Here is a 15,650-nt window from a genome sequence, read left to right as displayed (position 1 = left end):
GGAAGGAGAAAAGTAGCGATGATCATAAGTCAGGATACCTGCCTATTATGAGTACACACCATAACCCTACGAGGAATGAAATTTTAATAGGGGGCGGTGATGCGCTACAAACGCTGTCATGTCAATATTTTCGAGTATACATAATGTAATTTAGGATAGTGGGGTCATACAGCCACCTTTCTAATTAACGAAGACACTTTCTTTAGATTAATGAATCTAAATGGGGGTGTCTTTTTTGTGTTATTGAAATTTGCTATACAGGATTTTTTAGACGAAAAGGAATTGCAAAATCTAAGTAAATATACATTGCAAAGTTATAAGGCTTTCTTTAGAGAATTTAAAAGATGGTTATATGAAAAAGAGATAGTTGACGTAGATGATATTACACCTTCTATTATCAAAAGTTACTTACTTTATTGTAAAAATGAACGTGGAAACTCAGCGCCTACTATAAATACAAAGTTGAAACACTTGAGAGCCTTTTTTAATCATTTACAAGATAATGAGTTTTTGTTGAAAAATCCAATTATCAAAATAAGCAAGATGAAGGAAGATACTCAAATTGAAGTATTTACTGATGCTCATATAAGAAAAATGTTGGCATATTACAGGAGAACAAAAGGGAAGGACAAGCAACTAATAGCGTTCAGGAATAGTTGCATTATTACTACGTTACTTGGTACTGGTATACGCATAGGAGAGTTGTTAAATTTGCAGTGGTCTGATATTGATGCAGAAAACTACTTAATGACTATCTATGGTAAAAACCGTAGACAAGAAACTGTACCGCTAACATCAAAGGTATTACAAGAATTATTGGAATATAAGTTGTTTTGCGAACGGCACTTTGGTACGTTATCAAATTTTGTGTTTGTAAAGTATACCAATACACAAATGACCTATGATTCAATTAAAAACATGTTTAAAAAGTTACAAGAAGTCATGAACTTTACTGATGTTCGACTTTCAGCACATACATTTAGGCATACTTTTAGTCACCGATTTTTGATGTCGGGCGGAGACGTTTTCACGCTTCAAAAAATTTTAAGACACAAAAATCTCAGTATGACAGAAAAGTACCTTGCGCTATGGGGATCGGCACTACACGAACAGAATGAGAAATACAATCCATTAAATGATTTTGACTTATAGATAAAAGAAAAAGCCTAGCGCAAACAACGCTAGAGCTTTCTTATTCTTATTCCGATTTAACACTAATATGCCCGCCAGCATAAGTGTTTCACTCATAACTGAATATGAGCGATGATATGCCTTCATTTTACCTCGAAAAATCGTAAAATGCAAAGGCTTGCTTTCCTATTGTCTTTTTTAGGAACGCTCACTGACGAGAAGCCGTTTAAGCGTCATTAAAAAACACGTCAGGTTACGCCGAGCCAACGCAGTAAATTCGGATATATCGCAGGTCAAGCCGTTTCCTGTTACGGTTGCGACGAATTGGTGAGCGCCACCATTAAGGGCGCGGCATGGTTTATCGGCTAGTTACGGCTAGGGTAAGCATGTACAAGCGGACAATCAGCGTACAAATACGCTCAATTAAGGACTACCGCACGTCTAGGACGATAAATAGACGAGTACATACGGATAGAAATATCCCAATCTAACAGGAGCATACGAGAAACCCAGGACGTCACTATGACGCTGAAATATGCGGTTGTTACTTATTGTTGCTATTCGCGTATTTCTACGTGTCTAGCGATAATAGGTAACCACTTTGCGCCGATTTCCCGGAGCGAGCAGCTATTCTGCTGAAAATGGGTGCGGTTGTCAAGCTATTATTATTAAAAAATATCACTTAATTTATCTAAATCTGATGGTTTATCATTTTCGATTTTAGAAAATAACTCATTTAATTTGTTACGTAAATTAATAATATTAGTTTCTAATGATCCGTCACTTTGTGCGTTAGTATAAACACCAGGTAGGTAAATTCTTCCGTTTTGTAAATTATCAAGAATATCCTTAATATCACGTATTTCAGATTGATAGTATTCTTGTAATGATGGTTTGTCTTTTTGCAAAATAATCACCTCATTTCTTTTTGTGGAATAATTATACCAAATTACAAAAAACAAACAACTGAATGGAAATTTAAATTTATCTTACAGAGACAACAGGGATTATCAATTATTTGTTGAATACTATATTATAAATATTAATTAAGAGGTGTTATAGTTTGGATCAACAAATAATTGATTTAATGTTTAAAGTGAAGGGACTAGATATAATAGAACATTGCCCACATTGTGAAAGTTATGTTGCTCCTACTTTAATAGATAGTGATAATTTTTACGATGAAACAAATCATCAATCACTGGAAACATATATTTTAAAATGTAGTAGATTTAATTGTGGAAGATATTATATGGTAGATGCATGGTTAGATACCGATTTTGATGGAAAATATTATGCTGTGGAAGCTATTAAATATCCTAATAACATGAGTAATTACATTGATAAAGACATTGAAAAGGTATCAAGTAGCTTTATTGAGATTTATAATGAGTCTATCACTGCTGAAAATGCTAAATTGTTAAAAATTTGTGGCTGTGGATATAGAAAAGCAATAGAATTTTTGATTAAAGATTATATTATTTATTCAAATAGACAGGATGAAAACTTCGATGAGGAAAAAATAAAATCTTCGGTTAAAATAATGAATCTGATAAATACATATTTCAACGATAATCCTATAAAATTAGTAGCAGAAAAGATTTTTTGGTTAGGAAATGATGAAACACATTATCAAAGAAAGTGGAAAAATAAAGATATTAGTGATATGAGGAGTTTAATTGAAATACTTCTTTATAAAATTAAGATGGAACTTTCATATGAAAAATATACAACTGAAATGAATCCTCAAAATAAAGACGCTTAACCATAATGGCTAGGCGTCTTTTTCTTCGTCTACTTCTATAAAATCGATAATCTCCGTAATATCATCAATCCCCAAAGTCTCTGCAATTCTCTCAATATGTCCGAAATTGATGTTTCTTCTCTTACCATTATTCAATTCGCTTAGTGCTGCGTGTCGTATATCGCATTTCTCCGCTAGCTTTCTTAATGATCCGACCTTGTACTCTTTAATTAAGTAATCAATTTTTACAACAACTTGCTTAGCCATTTAAAATTCCTCCTAAAATTACACTTGACGTTACGCAATAGCGTACCATATAATGATAACAGAAGTGGTACTTAAAAGCGTACCAAAAAAACACTATGGAAGGCGGAATGTGGAATGTTTACGACGTTAGACGAAGGCAAATGGTTAACAGACAATGAAGTTTGGTCAGTGGAGTATCAAATTGTATCGTTTGAAAAAGAAGGCGTATTCTCAACGTCTTATCAGGTGTTTGTGAAGCGACGTAACTGTAGGTGGGATTATACAGTTCCTACGACACCAGTTCCGTTATACGTACAGGAAATGATTGACGACACTATTCGTAAGTGCAAACGTTTAATAGCAGAGTATACGAAAAAAGTAGCCGACCAAGCTACGGAAGTTGTTATCGCAGATAGTAGTGATTACTTAAATAATTACGAGGCAGTTTCCACAGAGAAAGGTGCTTGGCGAACGATTGTAATGCGTTTATCAAATACAGCACTTAAAACAATTCCGATTTTCGATCATATGCATGTAGTTTGTTCAGACTTCTATCGCGCCTTGATAGTTGATGGTCAGGAGTTAGTGATTGGGGGTATTCCGGCATGAAACAAGGAGTTGCGCGCAAAGCGTCAGCGCAGTCGTTTGAGCGAGAATATAAGAAGGCTTACATTAAGTTACTAACGAAAGCAGCCGCCAATGCAGCTAAGCAGATAGACGCATATTTTTTCGGTGAAGAAGGCGAGGACGGTGAACTCAGAGTATGGTACTACGGTACAACAACGTTTTCTATCGCAATAGCTTTGTTTATATGTGTAACGATTAATATATGAAAAGTTAAACGCTCAACTAGCGCCAACTAGTAGAGTCATATATAACGCTGATTCTGCGCCAACAGGACCGGCAAATATCCGCTAGAGCTTGCGCCAACAAGTATCTAGTAGCAGAATCGTAGCGCCAACTGCGATTGAGGACGGTTACTTTGCAGAGTAGCCGTTTTTCTATTAGAACTATATCTAACGAGAACTAACGTTTAAGGAGATAAAAGATATTACGAGTCTTTATGCTATCGCATAAATCCTCTATGTCGCTAGCGCTCCATGTCTGATATTACATTATTGATGATATCTAGCGATTGCAATAATATCATTGTAATAGATAGATGCGGACTTATTTTGCGTTCTTTGCAAAATGAGGACGCAAAGTGTTTAAGGAAGTTGGTACAACTTCTCGGACACCTTCGGTATTAACGTACAATATCGGCATATCAATACATATTCATCGTAACTCTTTTCGTGTACGGACGGTAAGATAAGATAGATAAGACTTCTGCAAATTTGTTTAGAAACACAATATATGTGTAAAAACGAGTGTATTCAATACAAAAACAACTATATATTGTGCGTTTTGTTAAAATGTAAGGTAGACGTAAAGGGATGGTAATTCCGGATATTCGGGACATAAAGGGATGGTATTTTTGGGAGGAGAACAAACTTTCTTAAATAATTAAGAGTTGATGCCATATTTTTAGCGTTTAGCTGGCTATAAGGTTAGGAATGGATACGCATTTACGATTTTATTTTATGTAGATATGGCATGTTTTTAACCGTTTCATGGCTATACCTTATGAGGAAGTAAAAAATTTTATCCTTAACCCATATAATTGCCGAATTGTCTGTCCTATATAGTGAGGAAATAAAAAGTTTCATGTTTTAACCTGCTATTTAGCGTTTTAGACACCTATACAAGGGAAGATACTTTTTACAACTGATTAGCTTATCGTATATTTTTGCCGTTTAGTCATCTTATATTATGGAGAGAAGTTTACAGCATTAACTTGTACTTTATAGCAGTTTGTATCTTATATATCGAGGAAGTATATTTAGTCGTCCACTAGGTCGGCTTTTTTTAATTGGCTTAATTGTGGTGTTAAAAATACTACGAAGTCAGAAAGGAGCGTCTTACCGTGAAATTAAACGCACATCAAATCAAGCAGTACCGTGAGGCACTAGGAATTACGCAAGGAGAATTATCGAGAAAACTCGGAATATCGTCGTCAACACTAGGCGCAATCGAACGTGAAGAACGTCGCCTTTCTGACGCAGTAGCAAGTAGAGCCGGTTCCGCATTGCTCGAAGCAAGTCGCAAGGTTATGGCAGCAACCACAGAAATTCAATCGCTTGTCGACGTATTACAAAAATAACAGATGAAAAGGATGATGACTATGACAATTTACGGAGCAGAAGTTTACAGAGGTTTAGACGATGGAACAAGACAAAAGGCAGTAGCGCAAAAGCTAGATTACGTGGTAGTTGGCGGAAAGCCTTACTCTACGGAAACTGGCGAATACTTAGGAGATAAGTATGTTCACGATTTAGTGCCTCGCCGCACAGCAGGTCAATATAAAGTAATCGAATCTAAACGTATCTTGGACGAGCATGAGGTAGAAAACGGAGGCTTCGTATTCACCTTCTTTAAACAGTCGCGTATGATCAGCGAACGATTCCCAACACTCAACAATTCCGATATTGCACGACTAATGTACCTTGGTACTTATATCGCATGGAACACAGGTCGCATACAGTACGATAATGGTCGAGTGATTGACCGTGACGGCTTTGAAAAGTTGATGGGATTAAGTACAAAACGCTCACGCGAGCTATTCAAACGCTATGTAGAGGCGGAGATTTTAACAGAACGAGATGACTGTATCTTTATGAATCCAACGGTGTTTTATCGAGGAAATGTAAAGACAATCAGCCACGCAGTATCAGATATGCAACACACGCGCTTATTCAAGAAAACGATACGTGACTTATATGAGAAAACAAACGGCAAAACGGTTGGACAGCTTGCGCTAGTCTACTCAGTTATGCCTTTTTTAAATTTCGAAACAAATACAATCTGTTTCAATCCTGACGAAACGGACCTGGATCGCCTACGCCCGATGGGATTAGAGAAACTTGCGGTTCTATTGGGATATGCAAACGCAGGTAAGTTAAAAACCGCATTGAACCGTGTTCAGATAGATGGACAAGTAGTATTTAACTTCTACGAAAATCCGCGAGACAGACGAGAGAAACGTATTACAGTCAATCCTCGAACAATTTTTGCGGGTACTGGCGAGCAATTAGCTGCGATTATGGTGCAGTTCAATTAAACAAAGGAAAAGGAGAATGATCATGACACTAACCATTAAACAAAAAGTAACAGAAACAGGGCCGGCGACAGTAGAAGTCGTCATTGAGTTGCCTGACGAAAGTATATTCCGTGAGGTTTATCATAACGGAAACCTCGTATTCCCTGCATTTGTTTCGCTGCGTAAGGTCTTGCAACACTACAAAAAAACAGAAATCGCAGTGATTACAACAAGTGAGCCACTGGCTAGGGAGTACAACTACGAACATCAAAATCCTAATGCTCGCTTATTAATGGAGTTAAACAAGATAATCGCGCGAAACGGTCTGACCGTTAGCGTTGAGTATATGCAATAAAAATTAAAAGATGAAAAGGACGATGACTATGACAAAGAAAACAGAACAACAAACAGATGCTAAAACAATGGAGATGCTATACGCTATCAGTCTTTCATTAGCACGCTTAGAGGGAAAATTAGATGTAATTGTCGCTCAAAGTAAAGGCGGTGCTTGCTAATGAAGGTTTGCACAAAATGCGGTACTAAAACCAAACATTTTTACAGCATGAAGCGACCACACTGCATTGAATGCGAACGGAAGGACGCTCGATATCGTATGGCATCGCTTGAAAATAGAGCGCGCGGTGCTTTCCGACACGCGAACAGAAAAGCTGAGCAATTCGGAGTCGCAAACGATTTAACTTACGACGATGTTATGTACTTGTTTAAATTAGCTGGCGGACGATGTGCGTATACAGGTAGATTTAGCAACGATTTATCTCTCGAGCATGTCATACCGATGTCAGCGGGCGGTGCGAACACGATAAGCAACATTATTGTCGTCGATATCAGTTTGAATCGAATGAAAAATGATCGTAGTTTCCTCGAATTTATCGAGACAAAATATAATCCTTACGATGTTGCACCACTCGTCAAACTACTGGCGGCGCGAGGTAATCGTGATTATGGGGGGCTATATGACGAGTTATATGAGTTCCAACGAGAAGAGTGCAATGCGTGGTATAGACGTCTTATGGACAAGCAGAAGCAGGCTGCAGTATGACGAAAATGAATAGAGAATTTGAGGTGTGGAGATTGGATGACGATTTCTACGCCTTATATGTTGGCGCGGGATACCCTACCGCAATCAAGCGTATCAAAGCCAGGAAGGATTATGCGGTCATGGCAACGTACCACACTCGCGAAGGTAAATTACACGCAATACAATTCAAAATTCCAGTCAGACTGCGGAGGGGATTGAAATCCGTACTAAAACGGCTCGAGAACGATTCCTACGTATAAACTATCAACCAACTTATTTTAACGCGTTAGAAATAAAGAATCAGCGGAAATCGTTACCCACGACCGCCGAAACTGGAAGGGCGGTGAGTGTTCCATAAACACACCGTAGTATCCCATATTAAAACTTAGGAGGAAAAGGAAAATGACAGATGAAACAACAGTACAGCCGGAACAAGAAGTAATCGAGGAACAAGTAACCGATCAATCGACAGAGCTAACGGAAATTGACGAGTTACGAGCGCAAGTAGCTGAGTTTGAGGCGCTAAAAGCGCAAATAGCAGAGCAAGAGGCGACTCAAAAAGCCGAGATATTCGCGCAGAAGGTCGAACAATCGGGCGTTAAAGACTTCGATAAATTACAACCGTTCTTGGACGCAACAAAGCTAGAAGGCGATGCACTAGACGAACTGCTCGGCATTTTGCGTGGCATGAAGCCAAAGCCGCCAACAATAGGGAGTCCTACAAACGGCGGTAGTGGAGATAAAACGGTTCAACAGGTTGTACTCGATCAAGCGAAGGCTAAAGCCAAACGCACGGGTTCACCAGAAGATATTGCTACATTCAGCGGATTAAAACATAAATTCAAACAATTTGGGGGACGACAATAATGACAAACGCAATCAACACAACAAACTTAGTAGGTAAGAAAGAATCTGTAGTAGATGAGGTACTTTTACTCAATCCAAACCAAACACCGTTAATTAATTTGCTTGGTTTTAGTAATCCGGTAACAAATACAATCCACCAGTGGTACGAAGATAAAATGTTTGATACAAAAACGAAGGTGACAGCCGCAGCAACTGCAGCAGCGACAGAATTAACAGTAGCAAGCGTGGAGCCGTTCGTATTTCATTCAGTTGCACAGATTGACGAGGAGCTAGTCCTTGTTACTGCGATTGATAAGGTGGCTAAAAAGCTGACAGTAGAACGTGGTTATGCGGAAACTACTGCAACTGCAATTGTTAAAGATGCCGAAATCGAGTTCCAGTATGACATGACTCCGGAGGGAGCAGACGCACCTAAATCGCGATACAAGGCACGTACTCCACAAAATAACGTAACGCAAATCTTTATGGAATCAGTAGAAGTTACAGGTTCAGCGCAAGAGGTTGGGCAGTACGGGGTAGATGACCTTTATAACTACGAAAAAGCGAAGAAACAGTTAGAGGTAGCATTACAGCTTGAAAAATCACTAATCAACGGGATCAAGCTAGACAACGGCATTGTGCGACATATGGCTGGTTTACGTCAGTTAATTAAGACGAATGTTATGGACGCATCCGGTGCATCAGTGACAGTTAAAATGTTAGGAGACTTGGTGCAATCAGTGTTTGAAAAAGGCGGTCTAGCGAGCGGTGGTCAATATGCGTTTATTGTTTCGACTAATCAAAAACGTGCAATCAGCGACCTTCAAAGTGATAAAATCCGAATCGTTCAAGCTGAAACGAGCCGAGGTCAAGTCGTGGATCATATCGTTACGGAGTTCGGTCAGTTCCCGGTGATTATGAATGATAACGTAAAACCGACGGAATTATTCTTCATCGATATTAACCGTACGAAAATCAAACCGTTAGGTAGTCGCGGTTTCCATCACCAAGACACTGCAGTCACTGGTGACAATCGTCGTGGTTTTATCGTTGGTGAATACACATTAGAGTTCAAGCAAGAATCAGCGCACGGACGTATCAAGAATTTAGCTTAATAAATACATTTTTGAGGCTTACGATTAATTTCGTTTGCCTCTTTTTCTTTTAAAAACGCGAGAGGGATGGGTGCGGAAATGAAAAAATTAACGGCACAACAACGATTATTTTTACGAGCAGGCAGCGTAATTAACGACTTTGAACGCAATAACTTTAAGGTTAGTGCAGATGTTGCCTCTCGAGCAGAGGAATTAAAACCGCAATTATTGTACATGGTCAGATACGATAAAAGTTTTAGATTTGAGGCGGAACTGTTTTTAAACGGTTTAGTATTAGCGACTAAGCAAGCAAAAGGTCAAGACGTATTAGCGGAGTTTAAGGCTGTATGTGAACGCATTAATGCAGCGCTAGAAGCGAGGTGCTAACGTATGGCTATGAACCTAACAGCTGTATTCAAGGTTCGTGACCAGGGTACGGCAAAATTAAGGCAACTAACGCAGATGATGGATAAAATGAACCGAACTAGCAAAGTGACTAGCGATAGTATGTCAAGAGCGCAATCTGCAACCAATAAGCTTGGAGGCGCAGTATCTTCCGCGTCAAACCGCATGGGTGGATTTTCAACACAAGTTAGTCGATTGCATGTAAATTCAAACGGCCTCAGTGCATCTCTCCGCGGAATGCAGAGCAGTTTGGTAGGAATAGCCGGGGCATATTTAGGTGCTCAAGGCGCAGCCAAAGCGTTCGACGCGACGATTGGCGCTGCGGCACGATATCAACAGTCAGAAGTTGCAGTTAAAGCGATTTTTAATGATGACAAAAAGTCCAGTGCATATTTAAAAATGGTCGATAAAATGGCGATTGATAGTCCATTGCTTAACTCTACCGACATGCTAGCATCATCAAAGTCGTTAGTAGCTATGACCAAGGACGTTGACGAGCTAGGGAAAGCATGGTCGATCATCGAGCGTCTTATGGTACTTGATCCTAAACAAGGTACAGACGGAGCAGCTTTTAGTTTGAAGGAGCTTTGGCAGGGAGATGCACAATCGATGGTAGAGCGATTTGGGCTTGATAGGCAAAAACTTAATGATATTAAGAAGATGGCTATCCCACAACAAATTGCAGAGATTAATAAAATGCTAGACGGCATGGGAATCACGCAGAAAACGGTAAACGCAATGGGTGAAACGACTCTCGGATATTGGGCGCAAATCGGAGAACGCGTCGGTAAATTCATGCGGCAAATCGGAAACATGGGTAATTCTAAGTTAGGTGCAGCTTTAGGCGGCATTGTTAAAATGTTTGACAAATCTGAGGGCGCTTTAAATTCATTAGCTGTCAAATTAGATGAGAAACTCGCTAGTCTAGTCGATAAAGCTATCGCATTCGCTAAATTCGTATGGAAGTGGCGTGAGCCAATAATGTATGCTGCAGGCGCAGTCGCTACTTTTGCTGGGGCACTAATTGGCTTAGCAGCGATATCTATGTTAGCAAATCCCATCTCATTAATCGCCGCTGGCATATCCGCAGTAGTAATAGGATTCAAAGCTCTTTACGATAATAGTGAACCGCTCAGAAACACCATAAATAGTATTGGCAGCGCGTTCAAATCCGTATCGGAAATATTTAAAAACGGACTCAAGGGATACGGAACAGCCCGAAATCTACTCGAAGAAGCCGGTTTTAGTGAAGGGCAAATAAGAGCTATTATGACGTTCGGATACTCACTGAAAGATGCGTACGACAAGGTTAAAGCCGTCTTTAAAAGTACCGCTAGTATTTTCGGAGGAGAACACAAAGCGTCTTTAGACGTGCTAAAAAGTACAGGATTCTCCGATGAGCAAATCGCGTTTATTCGCAAATTCGGGTACAGCCTAAAATCAGCGTTCGATACGGTAAAAGGCGTATTTTCTGGCGTAGGAACGTTGGTTACTGGCGGTGGCACCGTAGACCTACTAACTGCGCTAGGGTTCTCTCCAGAAACGGCAGCAAAGATAGACGGCCAAATAAACGGAATTGTATCGAAAGTATCCGAGTTTATAACTAACGTTAAATCTATATTCGGGGAAGTAAAAGCGTATATTTCCGAAAAAATAACTCAACTAGCACCGACATTTGACCGTTTTAAAGAAATCATTTCCACAGCATGGGATACGATTGTCAACGTATGGACGAACGCATGGTCCATTATAGAGCCGTATCTTAGTGGTTTCTGGAATATGCTGCAGATTCTCGGCGATGTTGCGATGATCGTATTTAACAACGTTATTTCTCCGGCGATTTCGTTCCTGGTTCAGTTGTTCTCGACTATGTGGGCGATTGCTCAGCCGATTCTCTCTTTACTTGCTATAGGATTCGAGGCTTTATCTACCGTAATGAAATGGATGTGGGATAACGTATTAGCACCACTAGTCGACTTCATCCTAACGGGCGTTAAAAATGCTTTCGATGAATTTTCCGGAGTTCTATCAACCGTACAAGGCTGGTTCGAAACACTCAGCGGATGGGTGAGTACGGCTTATGGACATGTAAAGGACTTTATCGGATTTATCGGCAAAGCTAAATTACCGGACTGGATTACAAACGGAATTAGCGCGGGCGTAAACTTCGTAGGAGGTTTAATCGGTGCTGACGGTGGTAAAGGCGGTAAGAAATCGCACTACAGCGGACTAGATTCCGTGCCATATGACGGTTATTGTATAGCCGCTTGACGGAGAAATTCGTCAATGAAAATCGGGCAAAATCGGTGGAGACTAAGGCTTAAGCTATGTTAACACCGAGGTAAGCGAGAACATCACTCGCCACCGTAGAGCGTAGAAGGTGAGCGTTATGAGAGCAATAATCCTTCCAAGAGTGCCCGACACCGTTTAGGTGAAAATGTACGCCGAGCTTGCGGGAAACCGTAAGAAGTAGAGGATAAAAAGCCTTTACGATAACAAACTGTATTCGGCACGATTACACAAAGGAGAACGCGTTTTAACTGCGCGAGAAAACAAGGAATATTCGGAAGGCAAAGGTGGAGGTTTCGGAGATATTAATATTTCAATGAACGGTGCAACTATCCGCGAAGATGCGGACATACAAAGAGTCGCATTTGAGCTAGCAAAATTAATTGAAAAAGAGGCGTCTGCTTATGGTATTTAAACCTGAGATTCCGAGGGAAGGCAGTGGTCCTTCACGCATTGTCGGATTAATTCGAGCTGTAGGGTATAACTCTGGCGGCACTTTAAAGGCTGCAACCGTAACAGGTGAGTATCCGAACTTTAGTATCCTCCTGGATGGTGACACAGTCGATATACCGGATTCGTTTATCGTGTGCAATCCGCAACTATTTCCTCACACAGAGACGGTTAAGATAAACGGCCAGCCAGCTACGATTGAATACCCACAAAAGTTAGTTGAAGGCGCTAGGGTATTAGTATTCGAGCCGGAACATCAGCAACAACTATATGTATTATCGTTATCGGATGAATAAACAAACGGCAGGCATCGGCTTTTACAGCGGGCTTGCCGTCTTTTTTTTGTGCCTAATTACGCAATAACTCCGATTTCAATAATCACAATCGGACATAACGCAAAATTGACGCCTTATATAGAAGAAACTCCAAATTCATATTTCCGAATATGTCCGATATTAACGCAATTTCGACGCTAGTATATCGGAGTATATGAGCGATTTAATCGGGCAGATGACGGAAATGCACGCGCCCTTAAAACACTTTGATTCTCGACGTTCATCACCGTTTGACAATCGGCATAATCCGTCATTAACTAAACCTTCCGAAATTGACGACATTATATAGAAGGAAGTCAAAAATGCAACTTTAGTAGAGTTTAGTTCTGACGCATAATTGACGGGTAGAGGCTCCGAATGGACGCGTACCTGAAACGCTTTACATTACTTTACATAATACGAAGGATTCAGCGGTACATATAATAGAAGGAAGTCGTAATGATTACGATTTATGTAAAGTGAGATAACGTAATGTTAACGCAGATACACCGGGCAGGCAGTCGGATTGGACGAGGTGGTCTGAAACTCGATGGGGTTCATTACCGATAGAGTACACTTATGTGGTAACGAAAATGAATGCTTACAAACGTTGCTATAGCGCTATTCTTAAATTACCGTTTGACTGTTACCGTAATTGTTGGTACGATAATGGTAACAATAACGAGTAAAGGCGGTAATACGATGACAACTTACGGTTATGTACGTGTATCAACAGTTGAGCAGAACGAGGCTCGTCAGCTTGCGACAATGAAGGAGCTAGGCGTTGAGCGTAAGAATGTATACGTCGATAAAGCGTCGGGGAAGGATACGAACCGTCCGCAATATCAAGAGTTGCGCAGCATTATACAAAGTGGCGACTTAATCTATATGGACGACTTGGATCGACTAGGGCGCTCGTATGACGACGTGATTGACGAGTGGAAGTATATCACGCGGAAGGTAGGCGCGGATATCGTTATAACGTCTAATGCAGAGCTATTCGATAGTAGACGGTTTAAGTCTATGGGTGACATCGGTAAGCTATTAGAGGATCAATTCCTATCAATGTTAGCGTATGTTGCGGAGCAGGAGCGTAAGAAGAATAAACGTCGTCAACGTGAAGGAATTGAAATCGCTAAAGCTAAAGGGAAGTTTAAAGGACGTAAAACGAAGTTAGTCGAAGGTGGAAAAGAAGAAGTCAGACGTAACGCAATCATTAAGGATTATCAAGACGGTGTTTCAATCGCTGATATTCGCAAGACTTACAAAGTTGGAACAGGAACAATTTATCGATTGCTTGAACGTGAAGGAATAAAACGATAACAAAACGATCAATGAACGAATTAAACCTCGTTTGTTGGTCGTTCTTTTTTTTGCGTTGAAAGTGCGTGACCCCCAAAGGCCTCGATTCTGGCAGGCGTCATCTGGCGTTCTGACCTTACATACAACTTTTTTTCATTTGGGGGTTATAAAAGGGAAAATAATTAATAAGTAGAATAAATAGGTAGGGGGTGTATGTAAATGTTATCCATTTTTAAAAGGAAGCCAGGTGGAATTATTCGTCATTTAGCGTTAGAGAATTTTTATAATACGTTATCTGAGTCGGAAATAGAGGAAATTAAAGATTCGTTAGGACATCCGTATCAATTAACGTCAGGCAAACCGTATGTGCGGGATGACCTCGATAAAGGAAATCGTACTTATATCGGAAACGTAGCTCAGTTTTTAGACGCTATGTCTGAAGGCTTGACATCTAATCTTCGTAAACGCGTGCTACTTGAAGCAATCAGACGTGCTACAAATTCGGTGGACAAGCACTTTCCGCGAACAAAACTCGCAGAAATGGCATACAAAGTTGAAGATTTCGACGAATGTGAGCTATATTGTCTTGATGTTATTAACGAATTGGACTTAACCACATTTAAAGATGCGAGAGTAGCTGCGTTTAGTAGGCTGGCGATTATGTATGAAAAACAGGGGCGAATACAAGACGCAATAAATATTTCGGAACGGGCATTATCAATTGGCCAACATGACGGTACGAAAGGCGGCTACGAAGGTCGCATCGAGAAATTAAAACGTAAAGCAAGTAAAATGAAATAAAAACGATTGAGCTTCGGCTTGATCGTTCTTTTTTTGCGCTGTCAGACGCATTGAGAATCGTTGATTCGGATAGTTGGCCGTCTTGAATCTTCTGCATGATGCTTATTATTAGGATAAATATGTCGTTTATTACAATATGCGGAATATGGTTATTTCGATTTAACTTGCGTCAGTTTTGCGTCAAAAAAATAAGCGCAGGAATCCCCTACGCTCGTAACTCGTTTTTTCAAATGTTACATAAATAATAACCTAAAATAAAAGTGCCGTAAATACCTTTTTTAAAAGCCGTTAATCAGTCGCCAAAGCCTATTTTCATGCGGTTTCTTTCAGTATATACTCCGAATAATAGATGGAGGTGATACGGATGTTAAAAAGAAAACACTCAGTTAAGGACGTATTAGAGAAGCTAAATATTACGGACAAAACATTAACTAGTTACGCAGATCTAATGTGTGAAGTAGACGCCAATTTTGCTGATTCGTTGGAAAAGACCAGAAAGTATAGCGGTAAAGAAATCGAGGTTATTCAGTATATGCTGCGTAGAAAATCCGAGGGGATTTCGAAAGAGATGGCCCGCGATGAAGCTGCGGAAGTATATTACGATCAAAGTAAATGTGAAGAAGTGCTGTCAGAATTTCAGAGTTTGTTAGATAAAATTAAGAAACGATGATTAGTAGTTTGGAAAATATTATGATATTTGACTTTAGAAATACACTCCTTTACAATTGATTTTAATAATCTATAAGGAATGTGGAGTACACTCGATTCCTATAACAACTGAATAGCGTGGAGTAATAGGTGTAAATTGCGTGCAATTTACTTAAAAGGGAAGTCGGTGCAAATCCGACAC

The 15,650-nt window shown here is 39.8% G+C and carries 19 protein-coding genes and 2 riboswitches (2 of these 21 cut by a window edge); of the genes, 17 read left to right on the top strand and 2 right to left on the bottom strand.

Annotated elements, in window-relative coordinates:
• Positions 1-61: riboswitch (cobalamin riboswitch) on the top strand; it begins 80 nt to the left of the window's first position.
• A 176-nt stretch (positions 62-237) separates the two neighbouring features.
• A complete protein-coding gene (locus AMS59_RS22680; protein ID WP_053485969.1) occupies positions 238-1,152 on the top strand; it encodes a tyrosine-type recombinase/integrase in 915 nt (304 codons plus the stop codon).
• Positions 1,153-1,799: 647 nt separating this feature from the next.
• On the opposite strand, the gene AMS59_RS22675 is transcribed toward AMS59_RS22680, so the two are convergent.
• Positions 1,800-2,039, bottom strand: coding sequence for a hypothetical protein (locus tag AMS59_RS22675; protein WP_053485968.1), 240 nt, complete (start codon positions 2,037-2,039; stop codon positions 1,800-1,802).
• Positions 2,040-2,194: 155 nt separating this feature from the next.
• Between AMS59_RS22675 and AMS59_RS22670 the strand changes: the two genes are divergently transcribed.
• Positions 2,195-2,896 carry a DUF4145 domain-containing protein gene (locus AMS59_RS22670; RefSeq protein WP_053485967.1) on the top strand — a complete coding sequence of 234 codons (702 nt, stop codon included), beginning with the start codon at positions 2,195-2,197 and terminating at the stop codon, positions 2,894-2,896.
• Positions 2,897-2,905: 9 nt separating this feature from the next.
• Here the strand turns inward: AMS59_RS22670 and AMS59_RS22665 are convergent, their stop codons facing one another.
• Complete coding sequence (locus tag AMS59_RS22665; RefSeq protein WP_053485966.1) at positions 2,906-3,142, bottom strand: helix-turn-helix transcriptional regulator; 237 nt, start codon at positions 3,140-3,142, stop codon at positions 2,906-2,908.
• 114 nt (positions 3,143-3,256) lie between these two features.
• Here AMS59_RS22665 and AMS59_RS22660 point away from each other — a divergent pair, with 114 nt between their 5' ends.
• The 15 genes from AMS59_RS22660 (at position 3,257) to AMS59_RS22590 (ending at position 15,470) form a co-directional block, all read left to right on the top strand.
• The gene (locus tag AMS59_RS22660; RefSeq protein ID WP_053485965.1) at positions 3,257-3,730 is read left to right on the top strand and encodes a hypothetical protein; all 474 of its coding nucleotides are present in this window, start codon (positions 3,257-3,259) and stop codon (positions 3,728-3,730) included.
• Positions 3,727-3,954, top strand: coding sequence for a hypothetical protein (locus tag AMS59_RS22655; protein WP_053485964.1), 228 nt, complete (start codon positions 3,727-3,729; stop codon positions 3,952-3,954). Before AMS59_RS22660 ends, AMS59_RS22655 begins: the two co-directional genes overlap by 4 nt.
• A 1,133-nt stretch (positions 3,955-5,087) precedes the next feature.
• Positions 5,088-5,324 carry a helix-turn-helix transcriptional regulator gene (locus tag AMS59_RS22650; protein ID WP_053485963.1) on the top strand — a complete coding sequence of 79 codons (237 nt, stop codon included), beginning with the start codon at positions 5,088-5,090 and terminating at the stop codon, positions 5,322-5,324.
• A 21-nt stretch (positions 5,325-5,345) separates the two neighbouring features.
• The gene (locus AMS59_RS22645) at positions 5,346-6,281 is read left to right on the top strand and encodes a hypothetical protein (RefSeq protein ID WP_053485962.1); all 936 of its coding nucleotides are present in this window, start codon (positions 5,346-5,348) and stop codon (positions 6,279-6,281) included.
• A 22-nt stretch (positions 6,282-6,303) separates the two neighbouring features.
• Positions 6,304-6,615, top strand: coding sequence for a hypothetical protein (locus tag AMS59_RS22640; protein ID WP_053485961.1), 312 nt, complete (start codon positions 6,304-6,306; stop codon positions 6,613-6,615).
• A gap of 28 nt (positions 6,616-6,643) precedes the next feature.
• A complete protein-coding gene (locus AMS59_RS26765; RefSeq protein ID WP_255350027.1) occupies positions 6,644-6,775 on the top strand; it encodes a hypothetical protein in 132 nt (43 codons plus the stop codon).
• 98 nt (positions 6,776-6,873) lie between these two features.
• Positions 6,874-7,320, top strand: a complete 447-nt coding sequence (locus AMS59_RS22635; RefSeq protein ID WP_156304755.1) for an HNH endonuclease signature motif containing protein — start codon at positions 6,874-6,876, stop codon at positions 7,318-7,320.
• 381 nt (positions 7,321-7,701) lie between these two features.
• Positions 7,702-8,166, top strand: a complete 465-nt coding sequence (locus AMS59_RS22625) for a hypothetical protein (RefSeq protein ID WP_053485958.1) — start codon at positions 7,702-7,704, stop codon at positions 8,164-8,166.
• Positions 8,166-9,260: a DUF5309 family protein gene (locus AMS59_RS22620; protein ID WP_053485957.1), complete on the top strand. Its 1,095-nt coding sequence runs from the start codon at positions 8,166-8,168 to the stop codon at positions 9,258-9,260. Before AMS59_RS22625 ends, AMS59_RS22620 begins: the two co-directional genes overlap by 1 nt.
• Before the next feature lie 78 nt (positions 9,261-9,338).
• Positions 9,339-9,626 (top strand): hypothetical protein, encoded by a 288-nt coding sequence (locus tag AMS59_RS22615; RefSeq protein ID WP_156304754.1) that lies wholly within the window; start codon positions 9,339-9,341, stop codon positions 9,624-9,626.
• A gap of 3 nt (positions 9,627-9,629) precedes the next feature.
• Positions 9,630-11,915, top strand: a complete 2,286-nt coding sequence (locus AMS59_RS22610; protein WP_053485955.1) for a hypothetical protein — start codon at positions 9,630-9,632, stop codon at positions 11,913-11,915.
• A 422-nt stretch (positions 11,916-12,337) separates the two neighbouring features.
• The gene (locus AMS59_RS22605) at positions 12,338-12,679 is read left to right on the top strand and encodes a hypothetical protein (RefSeq protein ID WP_053485954.1); all 342 of its coding nucleotides are present in this window, start codon (positions 12,338-12,340) and stop codon (positions 12,677-12,679) included.
• A 615-nt stretch (positions 12,680-13,294) separates the two neighbouring features.
• Complete coding sequence (locus AMS59_RS22600) at positions 13,295-14,020, top strand: recombinase family protein (RefSeq protein WP_369814354.1); 726 nt, start codon at positions 13,295-13,297, stop codon at positions 14,018-14,020.
• A 198-nt stretch (positions 14,021-14,218) separates the two neighbouring features.
• On the top strand, positions 14,219-14,800 hold the full coding sequence (locus tag AMS59_RS22595) for a tetratricopeptide repeat protein (RefSeq protein ID WP_053485953.1): 582 nt from the start codon (positions 14,219-14,221) through the stop codon (positions 14,798-14,800).
• A 364-nt stretch (positions 14,801-15,164) separates the two neighbouring features.
• Positions 15,165-15,470: a hypothetical protein gene (locus AMS59_RS22590; RefSeq protein WP_053485952.1), complete on the top strand. Its 306-nt coding sequence runs from the start codon at positions 15,165-15,167 to the stop codon at positions 15,468-15,470.
• Between the two features lie 109 nt (positions 15,471-15,579).
• A riboswitch (cobalamin riboswitch) is annotated at positions 15,580-15,650 on the top strand; it runs 79 nt beyond the window's last position.

This window comes from Lysinibacillus sp. FJAT-14745 (assembly GCF_001275675.1).
In the GTDB taxonomy this organism is placed as follows: Bacteria; Bacillota; Bacilli; order Bacillales_A; family Planococcaceae; genus Lysinibacillus.
Note: the sequence above shows the minus strand (reverse complement) of the source record. Positions and strands in the feature narration are given on the sequence as shown.

Bases quoted from the DNA above. Each gene is read 5' to 3' on its own strand.
- AMS59_RS22655 (WP_053485964.1), top strand. From the start codon at position 3,727: ATGAAACAAGGAGTTGCGCGCAAAGCGTCAGCGCAGTCGTTTGAGCGA.
- AMS59_RS22615 (WP_156304754.1), top strand. From the start codon at position 9,339: ATGAAAAAATTAACGGCACAACAACGATTATTTTTACGAGCAGGCAGC.
- AMS59_RS22595 (WP_053485953.1), top strand. From the start codon at position 14,219: ATGTTATCCATTTTTAAAAGGAAGCCAGGTGGAATTATTCGTCATTTA.
- AMS59_RS22640 (WP_053485961.1), top strand. From the start codon at position 6,304: ATGACACTAACCATTAAACAAAAAGTAACAGAAACAGGGCCGGCGACA.
- AMS59_RS22605 (WP_053485954.1), top strand. From the start codon at position 12,338: ATGGTATTTAAACCTGAGATTCCGAGGGAAGGCAGTGGTCCTTCACGC.
- AMS59_RS26765 (WP_255350027.1), top strand. From the start codon at position 6,644: ATGACAAAGAAAACAGAACAACAAACAGATGCTAAAACAATGGAGATG.
- AMS59_RS22610 (WP_053485955.1), top strand. From the start codon at position 9,630: ATGGCTATGAACCTAACAGCTGTATTCAAGGTTCGTGACCAGGGTACG.
- AMS59_RS22665 (WP_053485966.1), bottom strand. From the start codon at position 3,142: ATGGCTAAGCAAGTTGTTGTAAAAATTGATTACTTAATTAAAGAGTAC.
- AMS59_RS22635 (WP_156304755.1), top strand. From the start codon at position 6,874: ATGGCATCGCTTGAAAATAGAGCGCGCGGTGCTTTCCGACACGCGAAC.
- AMS59_RS22625 (WP_053485958.1), top strand. From the start codon at position 7,702: ATGACAGATGAAACAACAGTACAGCCGGAACAAGAAGTAATCGAGGAA.
- AMS59_RS22620 (WP_053485957.1), top strand. From the start codon at position 8,166: ATGACAAACGCAATCAACACAACAAACTTAGTAGGTAAGAAAGAATCT.
- AMS59_RS22600 (WP_369814354.1), top strand. From the start codon at position 13,295: ATGCTTACAAACGTTGCTATAGCGCTATTCTTAAATTACCGTTTGACT.
- AMS59_RS22590 (WP_053485952.1), top strand. From the start codon at position 15,165: ATGTTAAAAAGAAAACACTCAGTTAAGGACGTATTAGAGAAGCTAAAT.
- AMS59_RS22645 (WP_053485962.1), top strand. From the start codon at position 5,346: ATGACAATTTACGGAGCAGAAGTTTACAGAGGTTTAGACGATGGAACA.
- AMS59_RS22660 (WP_053485965.1), top strand. From the start codon at position 3,257: ATGTTTACGACGTTAGACGAAGGCAAATGGTTAACAGACAATGAAGTT.